At 72.8% G+C, this 15,438-nt stretch carries 12 protein-coding genes and 1 pseudogene; 7 read left to right on the top strand and 6 right to left on the bottom strand.

Going from position 1 to position 15,438, the window contains the following annotated elements; genetic code table 11:
- Window positions 1-173: 173 nt before the first annotated feature.
- From ACIPFH_RS15915 to ACIPFH_RS15900, 4 genes are read left to right on the top strand one after another with little or no spacing between them, the layout of a single operon-like run.
- Window positions 174-1,253 carry an amidohydrolase family protein gene (locus ACIPFH_RS15915; RefSeq protein WP_401826942.1) on the top strand — a complete coding sequence of 360 codons (1,080 nt, stop codon included), beginning with the start codon at window positions 174-176 and terminating at the stop codon, window positions 1,251-1,253.
- 56 nt (window positions 1,254-1,309) lie between these two features.
- Window positions 1,310-3,730: a GNAT family N-acetyltransferase gene (locus tag ACIPFH_RS15910; protein ID WP_401826939.1), complete on the top strand. Its 2,421-nt coding sequence runs from the start codon at window positions 1,310-1,312 to the stop codon at window positions 3,728-3,730.
- Complete coding sequence (locus tag ACIPFH_RS15905; protein ID WP_401826937.1) at window positions 3,727-4,701, top strand: LLM class flavin-dependent oxidoreductase; 975 nt, start codon at window positions 3,727-3,729, stop codon at window positions 4,699-4,701. Before ACIPFH_RS15910 ends, ACIPFH_RS15905 begins: the two co-directional genes overlap by 4 nt.
- Before the next feature lie 16 nt (window positions 4,702-4,717).
- Window positions 4,718-5,275 (top strand): PaaI family thioesterase, encoded by a 558-nt coding sequence (locus ACIPFH_RS15900; RefSeq protein WP_401826934.1) that lies wholly within the window; start codon window positions 4,718-4,720, stop codon window positions 5,273-5,275.
- Here ACIPFH_RS15900 and ACIPFH_RS15895 read toward each other — a convergent pair.
- From ACIPFH_RS15895 to ACIPFH_RS15880, 4 genes and pseudogenes are all read right to left on the bottom strand, one after another.
- On the bottom strand, window positions 5,269-6,420 hold the full coding sequence (locus ACIPFH_RS15895) for an acyl-CoA dehydrogenase family protein (RefSeq protein ID WP_356247839.1): 1,152 nt from the start codon (window positions 6,418-6,420) through the stop codon (window positions 5,269-5,271). The two genes, ACIPFH_RS15900 and ACIPFH_RS15895, sit on opposite strands and share 7 nt — an antisense overlap.
- Before the next feature lie 173 nt (window positions 6,421-6,593).
- Window positions 6,594-6,926, bottom strand: a pseudogene (locus ACIPFH_RS15890) (alpha-L-rhamnosidase); the annotation flags it as partial.
- Between the two features lie 15 nt (window positions 6,927-6,941).
- Window positions 6,942-8,483, bottom strand: coding sequence for a flavin-containing monooxygenase (locus tag ACIPFH_RS15885; protein ID WP_401826931.1), 1,542 nt, complete (start codon window positions 8,481-8,483; stop codon window positions 6,942-6,944).
- Between the two features lies 1 nt (window position 8,484).
- Window positions 8,485-9,471 carry a patatin-like phospholipase family protein gene (locus ACIPFH_RS15880; protein WP_401826930.1) on the bottom strand — a complete coding sequence of 329 codons (987 nt, stop codon included), beginning with the start codon at window positions 9,469-9,471 and terminating at the stop codon, window positions 8,485-8,487.
- Between the two features lie 142 nt (window positions 9,472-9,613).
- Between ACIPFH_RS15880 and ACIPFH_RS15875 the strand changes: the two genes are divergently transcribed.
- The gene (locus ACIPFH_RS15875; protein WP_401826928.1) at window positions 9,614-10,207 is read left to right on the top strand and encodes a TetR/AcrR family transcriptional regulator; all 594 of its coding nucleotides are present in this window, start codon (window positions 9,614-9,616) and stop codon (window positions 10,205-10,207) included.
- A 119-nt stretch (window positions 10,208-10,326) separates the two neighbouring features.
- Here ACIPFH_RS15875 and ACIPFH_RS15870 read toward each other — a convergent pair whose 3' ends face one another.
- On the bottom strand, window positions 10,327-11,046 hold the full coding sequence (locus tag ACIPFH_RS15870) for a DinB family protein (protein ID WP_401826927.1): 720 nt from the start codon (window positions 11,044-11,046) through the stop codon (window positions 10,327-10,329).
- A 354-nt stretch (window positions 11,047-11,400) separates the two neighbouring features.
- On the opposite strand from ACIPFH_RS15870, the gene ACIPFH_RS15865 reads away from it, so the two are divergent.
- Both ACIPFH_RS15865 and ACIPFH_RS15860 read left to right on the top strand, forming a co-directional pair.
- Window positions 11,401-13,557, top strand: coding sequence for a DUF4139 domain-containing protein (locus ACIPFH_RS15865; protein ID WP_401826925.1), 2,157 nt, complete (start codon window positions 11,401-11,403; stop codon window positions 13,555-13,557).
- 8 nt (window positions 13,558-13,565) lie between these two features.
- A complete protein-coding gene (locus ACIPFH_RS15860; RefSeq protein ID WP_401826923.1) occupies window positions 13,566-15,125 on the top strand; it encodes a mucoidy inhibitor MuiA family protein in 1,560 nt (519 codons plus the stop codon).
- Between the two features lie 109 nt (window positions 15,126-15,234).
- On the opposite strand, the gene ACIPFH_RS15855 is transcribed toward ACIPFH_RS15860, so the two are convergent.
- The coding region (locus tag ACIPFH_RS15855; RefSeq protein WP_401826921.1) for an alpha/beta hydrolase at window positions 15,235-15,438 on the bottom strand (204 nt) is incomplete at its 5' end.

Below are 15,438 nucleotides of genomic sequence, written 5' to 3'. Positions count from 1 at the left end.
CGGCTCAGTGCCCAGATCTTGCAGCTATCAGCGCAATCAGTCAACCAATTGGACGGATTAGCCGCGCGGCAGGACCGGCGCGCCGTCGATCCGGACCCCGCCGCCCTTCCCTTCGCTCACCAATACAACTAAAATCGCTAACTGATTACATCCATTGGCCCCGAAGGAGCGGCATGTCGAAGATCTGGGTCAACTCGGGGGACTCCCACGTGATGGAGCCCGCCGACGTGTGGACCGAGCGGCTTCCCGCGCGGCTCGGCGCGCGCGCACCGCGCAGCGAGCGCGGCGAGAAGTACGAGATGCTCTACATCGACGGCGAACGCATCGACCGGCAGCTCGGTGACTTCATGGACGCCATGCGTCCGCCGGGCGCCTGGGACCTGAAGGTCCGGCTGAAGGATCTCGACCAGGAAGGCGTCTGGTCCCAACTGGCCTTCCCCTCCATGGGGTTCTGGCTCGTGTCGATCACCGATCGAGAGCTCGCCCGGGAGACCGTACGGGCCTGGAACGACTGGGCGCACGCGGAGATCCTCAGCAAGAACAAGCGCGTGATCACCACCGCCTGCGTCTCGACGGCCGACATCGACGACGCGGTGGCCGAGGTCGAGCGGGTGGCGGAACTGGGCTTCAAGGCGATCTTCCTGCCGTGTGCGACACGAGAGGGCGAGGAATACGCCCTGGACCGCTGGGAGCCGCTGTGGACGGCGGCGGAGCGGGCCGGTCTGGTGCTCGGCTTCCACATCGGCACGGGCGGTCAGAACGTCGTCTTCCGCGGGCCCGGCGGCGCGGTCGTCAACTACATGGAGACGACCTACCCGGGCATGCGCGTGGTGTCCCACATGGTCGCGGGCGGCGCCCTCGACCGCCATCCGGACCTCAGGATCCTCATCGCGGAGGGCGGGGCCGGATGGGTGCCGGCCATCGGCGACCGGATGGACGAGGCCTACCGCCAGCACGGCATGTTCGTCCGGCCGAAACTGAGCCGGCTGCCCAGCGAGATCATCAGACAGCAGGTGTACGCCTCCTTCCAGCACGACAAGAGCTCGGTCGAGATCGTCGAGTCGACCGGCTACCGCAACGTGATGTGGGGCGACGACTACCCGCACCTCGAAGGCACCTACGGGCACACCCAGTCCACGCTGCACGAGCTGTTCGACGGCGTGTCCGACGACATCCGCGACCGCGTCACGCGCGGCACCTTCAACGAACTGTTCGGCCTGCCGGAGCAGACTCCCCAGGAGGCGGCCGTCTGAACGGCGCCGACGACACGGACCTCACGGGCGGCGCGCACCCCCCGGACGGATCGCCCGTGCCGGCTCCCCCGTACCCCGAGGACCTGGAACGGCCCGGGCTCGTCAGGACCGGGCGGTCGACGTTCGTCCGGCCGATCCGGCCGGAGGACGCCGACCGCCTGGTCGCCTTCGTCGGCGGGCTGTCCCGGGCCACCCTCGCCTACCGCTCGCTCGGCCCGGTGGTCCGTGCCCGCGACGACGTCATCCGACGCGGCGCCCACGTCGACTACCTCGACGAGCTGGCGCTCGTCGCGCTGGCCGGTGACGAGATCGCCGGCCTGGTCCGCTATGTCCGCGACCCCGAGGAACCGGAACACGCCGAGGTCACGTTCACCATCCGGGACGACCACCAGAGCGAGGGCTTCGGCCGGCTGCTGCTGGAGCACATCGCCGCCGCCGCCCGCGCGCGGGGCATCCGGGTGCTGGAGGCCGACGTCCTCGCCGACAACACCCGGATGATCAACGTGTTCGCCGGCTCCGGCCACCGGATCGAGACCGGGCCGCCCGGTCAGATCATCCACTTCGAGATCGCCATCGACCCGCAGGCCCAGGCCGTGGCCCGGGCCGAGCGCCGTGAGCAGACGGCCGTACGACGGTCCCTGCGGCCGCTGCTCGAACCGCGCTCGGTCGCCGTGATCGGCGCCAACCGCGACCCGCTGACGATCGGTCACGAGATCGTGGCCAACCTGCTGCGGGGCGGCTTCGGCGGCAGCGTGTTCCCGGTCAACCCGCGAGCGGATCGGATCGCCGGGGTGCGGGCGTACGCGAGCGTCCGGGACCTTCCCGAGCCGCCGGACCTGGCGCTGGTGGCCGTACGGGCCGAGGCGGTGCCCGAGGTCGTGCGCGAGTGCGCGGACGCCGGCGTCAGGGCCGTGGTCGTCGTCTCGACGGGCTTCGGCGAGACGGGCGTCGGCGGACGGGCGACCGAGCTCGAGCTGGCCCGCTTCGCCCGTGCGTCCGGGATGCGGCTGGTGGGCCCGAACTGCATGGGAGTGGTCAACACGACTCCCCCGGCACGGCTGGCCGCGACCTTCTCGCCCGCCCTCCCGACGCCCGGCCGGGTGGCGATGTCCAGCCAGTCCGGGCCGCTCGGGCTCGCGGTGCTCGACTTCGCCAAGCGGCTGCGGCTCGGGTTCTCGGGCTTCGTGTCGGTGGGGCACGCCGTGGACGTCTCCACCAACGACCTGCTGCAGTGGTGGGAGGAGGACCCGGGGACCTCGGTGATCCTGCTCCACGTCGAGACCTTCGGCAATCCCCGCCGGTTCGCCCGTGTCGCCCGCCGCATCGCGCCGCGCAAGCCGATCGTCGCCGTCCATCCGGGCCACGCGGACGCGGCGGTGAGCTCGCTGTTCGCCCAGTCCGGCGTGATCCGCACCCGCAGCCTCCAGGAACTGTTCGACGTCGCGCTGCTGCTCGCCCACCAGCCTCCCCCGCCCGGTGACCGGGTTGCCGTCGTCACCAACGCGGGCGGCCCGGCGGCGCTGACGGTCGGGGCGTGCGAGGCGAGCGGTCTGCGGGTGCCCCCGCTCGGTGAGCGCACCCGGCAGGCGCTCCGCCCCGCCCTCGCGCCCCGCGCGGACGTCGCCAACCCCGTCGATCTGACGCCGACGGCCACCGCCGCGCACTACCGGCGGGCGCTGGACGCCGTCCTGGCCGACGAGGGCATCGACGCGGCCGTCGTGCTGTTCATGCCACCGCTGGCCGACAAGCCCGACGAGGTGGCGTCGGCGATCCTCGACGCGGCGGCGGCCCGGCCCGAGAAACCGGTGCTGGCCAGTTTCCTGGGCGGCGCGGGCGTCGCCGACGTCCTGCGCCGGGGCGACCTGGTGGTACCGACGTACACGTTCCCCGAGGCGGCGGCCTCCTCGCTCGGACACGCCGCCGCCTACCAGGCCTGGCGCGGCACGCCCGCAGGCGTCGTACCGGACCTGGCGGGCCTCGACGCCGAACGCGCCCGGTCGCTGCTCGCGGCCCGCGCGCCGGGCCCGGTGCCCGCGACGGTCGCCGCCGAACTGCTCGACTCGTACGGGATCGCCGTACGCGACACCGGCCCGGGCCCCGGGCCGGACGCGTTCCTCTCGGTCCGCTCCGACCCGGTCTTCGGCCCGGTGGTCGCCTTCGGACTCACCGGGGACTACGCCGACCTGATGGCGGACGTCGCGCACCGGGTCACCCCGCTCAGTGACCGCGACGCGCGGGAGATGGTCCGCTCGCTGCGGGCGGCCCCGCTGCTGGACGGCCGGGCGGGCGGCCGTGGGGTGGATCTCGCGGCCCTGGAGGAGACCGTGCTGCGGATCTCGGCCATGGTCGAGGACCTCCCCGAGATCGAGGCACTGGAACTGCGCCCGGTACGGCTGCTGCCGCCCGGGGACGGGGTCGCCGTCACCCACGCGACCATCCGGCTGGCGGACCACACCAAGGGAGGTGGCCGATCGTGAGAGTCGGCATCTACTTCGACCTGCGCAATCCCCCGGCCTGGCGGCAGAGTTGGTCCCGGGTCTACGGGTTCGCGCTGGAGATGTGCGAGGAGGCGGACCGCCTCGGCCTCGACTCGGTCTGGTTCTCCGAGCACCACGGCTTCGAGGACGGCTATCTCCCGCAGCCTCTCACCATGGCCGCCGCGGCAGCGGCCCGCACCCGCCGGCTCCGGCTGGGCACCGCGGTCATCCCCGCACCGCTGCACGCGGCCCCCGAGATCGCCGAACAGGCGGCGATCGTCGACATCATCAGCGACGGCCGTCTGGACCTCGGGCTCGGCACCGGCTACCGGGTGCCCGAGTACCGGCTGTACGGAGCCGACCTCGCCAGGCGCTACACCACGACCGACCAGCGGGTACGGGAGATCCGCGCCCTGTGGGCCGAGTCCCGCGTCGTCCCCGGCCCGGTCCAGGATCCGCTGCCGATCTGGCTCGGCTACCAGGGCCCGCAGGGCGCCCGGCGGGCCGGCCGGCTCGGCACGGGTCTGCTGTCGCTCAACCCCGCGCTGCTGACGCCGTACCACGAGGGGCTCGCCGAGAGCGGGTACGACGTGTCGGCGGGCCGGATGCAGGGCTCGTTCACGACCTTCGTGACGGAGGACCCGGACGCCGACTGGCCTGTGGTGCGCCGACACCTCGCGTACCAGTGGGACAGCTACCGCCGCTACATGGTGGAGGGAACCGACCGGCCCGCCCCCCGCCCGATCGACCCCGAGAAGTGGCGGGAGACGGGGCTGGACGCGACCGGCGTCGGCCAGTTCCTGTACGGCACACCGCAGGAGACCGCGGATGCCATCAGGGCGTACGTGGCAGGGTTGCCGGTCGAGGGGGTCTTCCTGTGGGCCTCACTGGCCGGGATGCCCGAGGAGATGGTGGCCCGCCAGGTCCAGTTGATCGCCGGGAAGCTGCGCCCGCTGCTTGCCGATGTCTGACCCGAGGAGGAGCGGCATGACGAGCACGAGCGGTGGGGCGGCGACCCCGGCCGGCCACTGGGCGGGGGCGGATTTCCAGGAGCCGCCCCGCACCCCCGGCGGTGTGGCGCTGTGCGGCGCGTGCCGGGGCGCCGGTGCCTGCCGGCTGGGCGTGCGGCGCGAGCGGCTCGACGAGGACGGCGCGGCATGGTTCGCACTCTCCTGTCCACGTGACCAGGAGGGCGGTCCCGAGGTGGCGCACGGCGGCTGGACGGCGGCCGTGCTGGACGACTGCCTCGGCCACCTCCCCCTGCTGCACCGGGTGTTGAGCGTGACGGCGGAGCTGAGCGTGAGCTTCGTCAAGCCCGTGCCGGTGCAACGGCCGCTGGAGGTGCGGGCCTGGGTCGAGCGGCGGGAGGGCTCGCGCTGGTACATCGCGGGGGAGATGGTGCTGCTGCCGACGCGTGCCGTGCTGGCCAGGGCGTCGGGGATCTGGGTGACCCGGGACCCGGGCCACTTCGCACGCCACGCGGCGTGGCTCGCCGGGCAGCAGACGGACCTCGCCGAGCGGGAGACGGACGGGACGGGTCAGTAGGACCGCAGGCCCATGCTGCGGGCGATGCCGTTGCGCTGGATCTGGCTGGTGCCCCCGGAGATCGTGGCCACGATGGACTCCCGGTAGCGGAAGCTCATCACGCTCTCCGTCGAGAAACCGTGGCCCGCGCAGACCTGCATCCCGAGCCGGGCGGCCGCCACATACGTCTCCGACCCCTTGAGCTTCGCCATCGACCCCTCCCGTGTGCACGGCTTGCCCTGGGCGAGCAGCCAGGCGGCGCGATAGGCGAGCAGCCGGGCGGAGTCGATCTCTGTCTGGAGGTCGGCCATGGCGTGCGCGAGCGCCTGGAAGGTGCCGATCGGACGCCCGAAGGCGTGCCGGGCGCGGGCGTAGGCGAGCATCTCGTCGAGGGTGGCCTGAGCCGCGCCCAGATAGCCGCCGCTGATGATCACCTTCTCCAGTTCGATGTTGGAGAGCATCACCTTCCAGCCCTCGTCGCGCGGGCCGACCAGGTTCTCCTTCGCCACCAGGGCGTCGTTGAAGAAGACCTCGTTGGTGCCCAGGATGTGCCGGGCCAGCGTCGGCGTCCGGCGCACCTCCACGCCCTCGGTCGCGGGGTCGACGAGCAGCAGGCTGATGCCGCCGTGTTTGGGCTCACGGGGGCCGGTGCGCACATAGGTGGCGATGGTCGTGTCGGGCAGCCCGCCGCCCGTGCACCAGGCCTTCTGGCCGCGGACGACGAAGTGGTCCCCGCGGTCCTCGGCGGTGGTGCGCAGCGCCGCGGCGTCGGACCCGCTGTCCGGCTCGCTGAGGCCGACGGCGAGCCGGTGGCGCCCCGTCATCACCTGCTCGCGGATGAAGTCGCGTTGCGCCTCGTCGCCCCACCGGAACACCGTGATGCCGGGGATGAGCACGCCGATGTAGCACATGGCCACGTCGAAACTGGCCCGGCCCAGTTCCTCGGCGATGAGGACGAGCTCCAGCGGACCCCCGCCGTCGCCCCCCTCCTCCTCACTGAACGGCAGCGAGAACCATCCCATCGCGGCCATCCCACGGAACAGCTCGGGCGGTACGACACCTTCCTCGTCCCACCGCTTGGCCTTCTCGGCCGGGCACACGTCGGCGACGAACTGCCGTGCCGTCGCGCGCAACAGGTCCTGCTCGTCGGTCAGCCCGAAGTCCACGGCCACTCCTCGCCACCATCAGCCTATTCATCTATCTAATTATTCTATGTTAGCTGATGGATCGGTGGTGGCAGTAGAGGCGCACCTTCGCCGGTTTGCACGTCCGGTGGGCCGGGCCGGGCGCCCGGCCCGGCCGTGAGCCGTCGGGGAGTACGGCTCATGCCGTCGAGGGGGCCGGGCGAGGCGGGGTTCAGCCCCGCGACCGTGGTGTGCAGCCACTGGGCCACGGCGCCGAGCGCGTAGTGGTTGAAGGAGGTCATGTCGCCCGGGTTGACGGTGCCGTCGGGCAGCATGCTGTCCCAGCGTTCCCAGACGGTGGTGGCGTCGTGCTTCAGCGCGTACAGCCAGGAGGGGCACTCCTGTTGGAGGAGCAGGGCGTAGGCGGTGTCGACGTGATGGGTGGCGCTGAGCGCGGGCGTCGCGAGCGGTGTGCCGATGAAACCGGTCTGGATGGTGTGCCCGCCCGAGGCGACCAGTTCGGCCAGGCGGTCTCCCGCGGTGCTCCGCCCACCGCCGGCCGGTCAGGACCGGGGGCCGTCCGGAGACCGCGCCGGCAGCCGTCCGGAGTTCTCCCGGGTGACGTCGTACGCCTCAGGGTCGAATTCGGCCAGCCGTCGGCGCATCCGGCCCGTCGACCAGGGCCAGCTGAAGCTGTTGCGGCCGTTGCCGTCGAGGTAGTAGCTCGAGCACCCACCCGAGTTGTAGACGGTGGACGGAAGGGCCTGCCGCACCTCGGCGGCGAACGCGGCCTGGACCTCCGGACGGACGTCCATGCCGGCCCAGCCCGCCGAACGGAAGTGCCGCACCGCGCCTGCCAGGTAATCCAGTTGGGCTTCGAGCACCATGAAGGCCGACGAGTGCCCGGTCCCCAGGTGCGGACCCAGGAGGATGAACGCGTTGGGGAATCCGCTGACGGTGGTGCCCAGGTAGGCGTCCGGACTGCCCTTCCAGTGCTCGTCCAGACGGACACCGTCGGCGTCGAACACGCGTTGGGCGATGGGCATGTCCAGAATGTGGAACCCCGTGCCCAGAATGATCGTGTCGACGTCGGCGCCGGTGCCGTCCGCGCCGACGACCCGGTTGCCGCGGACCGCCTCGACCGCTGTGGCGTGGACCGTGACGTTGGACCGGGTCAGTGCGGGGTAGTACGCGTTCGACAGCAGCAGCCGTTTGCACCCGAGCGTGTAGTCGGGGCTCAGCGCACGGCGGAGCCGCGGGTCCCGGACCGTGGCCCTGAGGTGGAGGGTGCCCACCTTCTGCACCGCGCGCAGGAGGGCCGGATGCCGGAATCCGATGCCCAGGGTCTCCATCGCCGCGTACTCCGCGTTGCGCAGGGCCCGTTGTGCCGCGGGAAAGCGACGCATGAGGCGGCGTTCGACACCCGGCACATAGTGGTCGGGCTTGGGAAGGACCCACTGGGCGGTGCGCTGGAACAGGTCCAGTCGAGCCACCCGGGGCTGGATGGCGGGCACGAACTGCACGGCCGAGGCGCCGCTGCCGACGACGGCCACCCGTGCGCCGGCCAGGTCGTGGTCGTGGCGCCAGCGCGAGGAGTGGAAGACCTCACCGGGGAAGTCCGCCAGCCCGGGGATGTCGGGGACCAGCGGCTCGTGCCAGGGGCCCGCGGCCGAGACGAGGAATCGGGCCGTGTAGCGGTCGCGGTTGGTCTCGACGTGCCAGCGCGCTTCGGCAGGGTGCCATTGCGCACGGACGGCCTCGGTGCCGAAGCGGACGAGCGGGGTGATCCCGAATGCGGCCGCCACGCGGTGCAGATAGGCGCGGAGCTCGGGCTGGGTGGCGAAGGCCCGCGTCCACTCGGGATTGGGGGCGAAGGAGTAGGAGTACAGGGCGGAGGGGACGTCGCAGGCGCAGCCGGGGTAGGTGTTGTCCCGCCAGGTGCCGCCCAGTTCGTCCGCCTTCTCCATGAGGACGACGTCACGCAGGCCCGCTTCGCGCAGTTTGACAGCCGCTCCGATGCCGGACAGGCCGCTGCCGATGATCAACGCCTCCACCTCGTGGGTCTCGCGCGTGACGGATGCGCTGGTGCCGTCGGGTCGGGACATGTCAGGCTCCTGTACGCGGGTGGGGACGCGGCGCGGGCTCGTGCAGGCGATCACGGACGAGCGCCCGCGTCGTGCGCAGAGACGTCTCCAGCACCGCCGGGCGGCGGCGCGGGTCCATGAGGTTGCCGCCCATGGCGGTCAGATCGGCGGCCGTCGGCTCGATGCGGATCACACGGGTGCCCACGGCGCTCAGTGCGGCGCACTCGGCGCTCAGAGTGCGGGTCATGACGCGGCGCAGTACCGCTTCGGCCCGGCCGAGTCCCGCGCGCCTTCCGGGAGAGGGCGAACTCATCGGAGCCACGACGTACACCTCGTCGAGCCCGCAGGGCACCAGAAGGTCGGCCGAGGCCGGGGAACTGACGCCGCCGTCGGCATAGCGTCGGCCACCGATGCGCACCGGCGGGAACCAGCCGGGGACGGCCCAGGATGCGCGGAGCGCGTCCCGCAGGGCGACCGGCGGAGTGTCGGGATGCCCGAACAGCGTGCGGCGGCCCGAGTCGAAGTCGGTCGCCACCAGCCAGGTCGCGGGATGCGCGACCCATTTTCCGTCCGGCGCCAGGAAGTCGGCGGCGGCCGCCAGCCAGGCGGCGTCGCCGCGGCCCCGCGGCAGCAAGCCGGACAGACCGGTCAGTGCGGGGAGGGCGCCGCCCAGCGCCCTGCGCGCGAGCCTCGGTGATCCGAGGAGGGCCGCGGGCCGGGGCGGGACACCTCGGGGCGGCGTCGCGAAGTGACGCAGCAGTTCGGGAGGGGCCTCCTCACTCGCGAGCTGTGCGGCCAGCAGCTCCGCCACGCCGATGCCGCTCCCCAGCATGGCGGCCACCTCGGCGCCGGCCGAGGTGCCGACCAGAACGTCCGCCTCGCGCGGATCCCACCGCAGAGCTTCCTGAAGGGAGTGCAGGGCGCCGATCGTCCAGGCTGCACCGAGAGTTCCGCCGCAGCCCAGCACCAGCCCTCGGGAAGGGGTCGTTCGCTTGCCGGTCGTGGTCAATGAAGTCTCCGCCCTTTGCGATACCGACGAGATCCGGATACTAGCGGTATCCGAAATCTGGGAACAGGTCTGCCGGGGATAGGATCCGAGAGCTTCCGCACGTCGCGGGACAGCCGCACAGGACGGACAAGGGAACGGAACCATGGCCCGCCTCAGCCGCGTCGAGAGCCAGGAACGCACTCGTGAGCGGCTCGTCATCACCGCCAGGGACCTGTTCCTGCGCAACGGCTACGCCGCCACGTCCCTCACCGACGTCGCGGAAGCGGCCGGATACTCCAAGGGGGCCGTGTACTCGAACTTCCGCAACAAGGACTATCTGTGCCTCGCCGCCATCGACGACATCCGTGCCGAACAGCTGAGGCTGCTCACGGACTCCGTCACGGGTGACGACCGGTTCGAAGTCCGCCTGGCGGCGTTCTCCGCCTGGGGCGAAGCGCACATCGGGGACGAGGCGTGGACCACGCTCGAGGTCGAGTTCCTCACGCGTGCCCGTCATGACGACGAGCTCCGGCGTGAGATCACGGCGCGCGTCACCGCCGTCCGCGAAGCGCTGGCCCAGCTTCTCGACGCGTTGGCCCGGGAACTGGGCGCCCGGTTGGCCATGCCCGCCGACCAGGCGGCGATGACGCTGCTCAGCCTGGGCATCGGCCTCGGAATCCAGCGGGTGGCCGACCCCGAAGTCCCCACCACGGTACTCACGGACACGCTGCGTCTGGTTCTGAACCTGCAGCTGTGAAGCCGCGGCACTCGCCGTCGCTCCTGATCACGCGCGGCAGACGAGGCCCGGAAAGCGCCGTCGACCGCTCTCCTGGGCCGCCCGGGGCGGCCGGCAGCGCGGTCACCGTCGGCGCGGGCCTACCCGGGAGTGGTGAAGCGGGTCCGCCACAGGTCGCGGAGCAGCGCGATCTCGGCCATGTGGTGGATGAATTCGAGGTTGGCCCCCGCCAGTACGGAGACGAACGGGTGGTCGGCGTCGTTGCTGTACGGGTACTGCGAGAAGCCGACCGTGTCGAGCTGCTCCTCGGTGACGGTGGCGACGCTGTCGCGCCAGCGGTCGATCGCCGCCCAGAACCGCTCGAGCGCCAGGGCGGCGGAGGGGGTGAAGTCGACCAGCAGCTTCGGTTCCCGGCGCCGTTCACCGAAGGTCCACTCCCAGGGGCCCGCGAAGTGGAAGTGCAGGTGCCCCAGCCGCCACGCGATGGTCGTGACCGGCACGTCGTCGGCCTCCGGAGTGCCGGTGTGGGCGAGGACCTGTTCGACCCGCTCGACACTCACGCTCCAGTCATCGGCGATCTTGTCGACGGTCATCCCGCCGGCCGCCTGCCGGGCCACCTCGGCGTACTCGCTTGCCGGGATGTCCGCGGCACCCAGGTCGAGCACCCACTCTCCCGGTCCGAACGCCCTGGGCGTCGGCGCCTCACCCCGGCGCCGGATCGACCAGGACCCGGGCACCGGTTCCCACAGGTACTCCTCGTCACCGAGCCCCGCCAGCCGCACCTGGGCCATCTCCCTGGCCTGGTCGAACTGGTCGAGCAGCAAGCCCAGCCGATCCGTCCGCGGGCCCTCGATCTCCATGCCTGGCTCCCCTCGCGGCCGCGCCCTTCCGACTCACTGCGCTCAGGCGGAAGTTAACGGCTCACCGCCCGGGGCGCCACCGGTTTCCGCGGTCCACGGTGTCCCGTTCGACGGCGGCGTGGCAGCGTTCTGTCACGTGACCATGGACGGCGTGAAGGGAATCGCGACCGCCGCCGGTACGGGGACCGGCCAGGAACCGGGCCGGGGGCCGGGCTGGGACTGGGCAGGGGCCGGGCCGGGACTGGGCAGGGGCCGGGCCGGGACCTGGCCTTCCCTGCCTGGGGCTTCTTCGGGCTGCGCGGACCGGCCGGGCGTAGGCTTCGCTCAGCACGGACTCGGCGGGGGGCGGAGCGTATGACGGCTCGGACGGAACAGCGGTGGGGGTCCACCCTGGATTCGGTGGTGGTGTACGCGCGGGGCGCGGTCTGCCGCCGTCTGGCCCGGGGCAGTGTGCCGCCGGACGGCCGGGTGCGGGTGTCGGGACTGCCCCGTTCGCTGGACCCGGGGTCCCTGCGGGCCCGCGTCACGGGCGCCGCCGAGGTACGCGTCACCGAGGCGCGGGTGGAGGTCGAGGCCGAACCGACCGTCACGGCCGTCCCCGACGCGTTGCGGCGCGAGGTGGAACGGCTGCACGAGGAGTACGCGGCGGCACAGGGACGGCGGGACCGGCAACTGAGTCGGATCAAGGAGGTCGGGGCGCTGCGCCCGGCCCCCCCGGCCCGCAAGCGGGACGACCCGCACCGTCGCACCCCGGTCGACGCGTGGCTGGAGCTCGCCGAGTTCGTCGACGAGCGGCTGACCGGACTGCACGCCCGTCTCGTCGAGCTGGAGGAGGCGGTGGGCCTTGCCGAGCACGCGTTCTCCGTCGCCGCCGACCAGCTCGCCCGCGCCTCCAGCGACGCACCGTCGGCGCACGTGGAGACCACGGTCTCGGCGGTTCTGACCCTCGACGGCGCCGGTGACGCGGAAGTGGAGCTGGAGTACGGCGTACCGGGCGCGGTCTGGGTGCCGGCCTACCGCCTGACCCACCGTCAGGGCGAGAGCAGTGGCCGTCTGGTGCTGCGCGCCTCGGTCGCCCAGCGCACCGGCGAGGACTGGACCGGGGTGCGCGTCGCCCTGGCCACCGCAGACCTACGGCGCCGTACCGACCTGCCCAGGATCCGCTCGATCCGGATCGGACGCCGTCAGCCCGCTCCCGTGCCGTCCGGCTGGCGCGAGCCGCCGACGGGCTTGGCCGACCTGTTCGCCGGGTACGACGTGGCGGGTCCGCGGCCGGCCGGGACCGCCGCTCCGACGGGTGCCGGAAGCGGTCCCGTGGCCGCGGCGGCCGGCGCCGGGCCCGGACCCGTTCCGCCGATGCGGCCGACACCGCCGGGTCACCCGGAGCCGCTCACCGCGGCGCCGCCGGGGTACGGCGCGCCGCCCCCCGTGCCCCTGCCGGGCAGCGCCGAGAGCGCATACCCGAAGGTCTTCGGGAGCCCGACGGGAGACCTCGCGCAACCGGTCCCCGCACGACCGGGAGGCAGGCCGAGGGCCCGCAGCATGCCGCCCGCGGCTCCCGCGGCCATGGCGGCCATGGCGCCCCAGGCCTCGGGCCTGGCGGCACCGCCGATGCCCAAGGCGCCCGCGGCTCCCGGCGGCGTTGCGCCGACAGCGGCCCCGGCGGCGGGTCCGCCCCAGCCGAGCGGCGCCGAACTCGACTACACGGCGCTCGTGTTGTGCGGTCCCGACGAGGCGGGCGCTCGCCGGGGCAGGCTGTTCCCGGACTCTGCCTTCGACCCGGTGGCGGCCGAGCACCGCCGCCGCGCCGAAGGGGTGGCCGCGCTGCCGCTGCCCGGACACGCCGTGCGGCCCCGCGAGTCGGCCGGTTCCTTCGACCACCGCTTCGATGCCGTGGCCCGCGCCGACATTCCCTCGGACGGCGCCTGGCACACCGTCACCGTCGGCGAGATCCCGGTCGGTCTGCACACCGAGTACCTCTGTGTGCCGTCCGTGGAACAGACCGTCTACGCCACGCTGGTGCTCTCCAACTCCACCGACCAGGCTCTGCTGGCCGGTCCGGTCGAGGTCACCGTCGGTGACGACTTCCTGCTGACCACCGCACTGCCCACGCTCGCCCCCGGCGGCGTGTGCCGGGTCGGGCTCGGCCCGGCCGAGGGCGTCCGGGTCACCCGCCGCACGAACCTGCACGAGTCGACCGCGGGTCTGCGCAACTCCACCACCGTGCTCGACCACCGGGTCCACGTGGAGCTGGCCAACCTGCTCGCCGGACCCGTCACCGTCGAGGTCCGGGAGCGGGTTCCGGTCACCTCCGACGCGGACATCCGGATCGACGAGCGGGCCGACTGGACGGCACCGCCGCAGGACGGCGCGGGCCCGGAGCATCACGCACCCGGCACCCGTATCTGGCGGGTCGACCTGCCCGCCGGTGCCACGACCGCCCTCGACGGCGGCTACGAGATCCGTATCGCGTCCGCCAAGTCCCTGGCCGGCGGCAACCGCAGGAGCTGACACACCCCATGTCCACGGCACCGGAGCCGATCCCCCTTCCCGTCACCGCCGTCACCTGCCTGGAGGACCGCGCCCACGTCGAGCGCACCACCGTGCTCGACCTGACGGCGGGAGTCCAGAGGCTGCGTCTCGGGCCCGTCAGCGCGCTGGCCGTCGACCGTACGCTGCACGCCGAGCTGACCGCCGGACACCCGGCGACCGTGCTCGACGTGCGGATCGTCCGCAGCTGGACGCCGCGCGGGCCGCGGCCCACCGACAGCGACTCCGAGCTGCGCCGGCGCGTGCACACTCTGGAGGAGGAACGGCTCGCCCTGGAGCGGCGGCGCGACCGGCTGCACGCGCGCGTCGACGCACTCGGCCGACTCGCCGCCGATCTGCTGCGGGAGATCGGCGAGGGCGCCGGCTCAGGCGAGAGCGAAGGACCCCGCTGGACGCGCGAACTCGACCGTGTGGACGATGAGCGCGACTCCTACGGCGAGCGGCTGCGCGCCGTGGAAGCCCGGTTGGCGGCCATGGCATCCGAACTCGGTGAGGCTCGGCGGGTCATGGACTTCTCCGAGGAGCAGCCCGCCGAGCTGGTCGGCCACATCGAACTGACCCTCGAGGCCGCGGCCGCCGGGCCGGCCGGGCTGCGCCTCAGCCACCTCACTCCGTGTGCGCTGTGGCGGCCCGCCTACCGGGCCGTGCTCGACGGCGACTCCCTCACGCTGGAGACCGACGCGATGGTCTGGCAGCGGACCGGCGAGGACTGGTCCGACGTGCGGCTGACGCTGTCGACGGCACGCTCGGCGCTGTCCACCGATCCGCCCCGGCTGGGCGAGGACCGGCTGACGCTCCAGGACCGCTCCGCCGCTGAGCGCCGCACCGTCGACGTCGAACTGCGCGAGGAGGAGATCGCGGATCTCGGTCCGGCCCCGGTGCTCGGGCTGCCAGGAGTGGACGACGCCGGCGAGGTACGGGTGCTGCACTCCCCCACACCGGTGCTCGTGCCCGCGGACGGCCGCGCGCACCGTGTGCCGCTCTCCGCCTTCACCACGACCGCGAGCATCGAGTACTCCTGCGCACCCGAGCTGTCCCCGCTGGTCACCCAGGTGGCGCGGTTCGACAACCTGTCCGGCCACGCACTGCTCGCCGGACCCGTCGACCTCATCCGCGGCAGCGGATTCACCGGGCGCGGCACACTGGACTTCACCGCTCCCCACGCCGCCGTCGAACTCGCCTACGGCAGTCGCGACGACCACCGGGTCGTCCGGGACACCGAGGAGACGCGCGACACCGCGGCGATCACCCAACGCACGGTGGTCACCCGCACCGTCCGCCTCCACCTGTCCCGGTTCTCCACCCCCGGCGAACACGGCGAACGGGTGATCGCCCTCCGCGAACGGATCCCGGTCTCCGAGGTCTCGGCGGTGGACGTACGCCTGCGCAAGGAGTTCTGCTCTCCCGCTCCCGACACGGTCGACGCGGACGGCATCGCCTGCTGGAACCTCGCCCTCCCACCCGGCGGCCGACGTACCGTCACCCTGGTCTACGAGCTGTCGGCAAGCGCCAAGGTGGCCGGGCTCTGATTCCCGCCTCCGTCGCGGCCCGCCCCGGCACGGCGAACCGGCGCACCGCCCCCGGCCAGGCAGCCGCCGGGCCGGGGCGGACGCCGTCCGGCTGAGGGCCGACGGAGAGTCAGACGTGCAGGGCGTCGCGCAGGGTGCCGACGGCCAGCCTGATGGCGGCTTCGGCGGCGTATGTCGGGCGCAGGGCGTTGAGCATCACGAAGTCGTGGATGATGCCTTGGAAACGCACCGCGGTGACGGGGACGCCGGCCTCGCGGAGCTTGTTGGCGTAGGCCTCGCCCTCGTCGCGCAGCACATCGGCCTCGCCGGTGAT

The sequence above is a fragment of the Streptomyces sp. NPDC088157 genome, from assembly GCF_044741545.1.
Taxonomy (GTDB): domain Bacteria; phylum Actinomycetota; class Actinomycetes; order Streptomycetales; family Streptomycetaceae; genus Streptomyces.
Note: the sequence above shows the minus strand (reverse complement) of the source record. Positions and strands in the feature narration are given on the sequence as shown.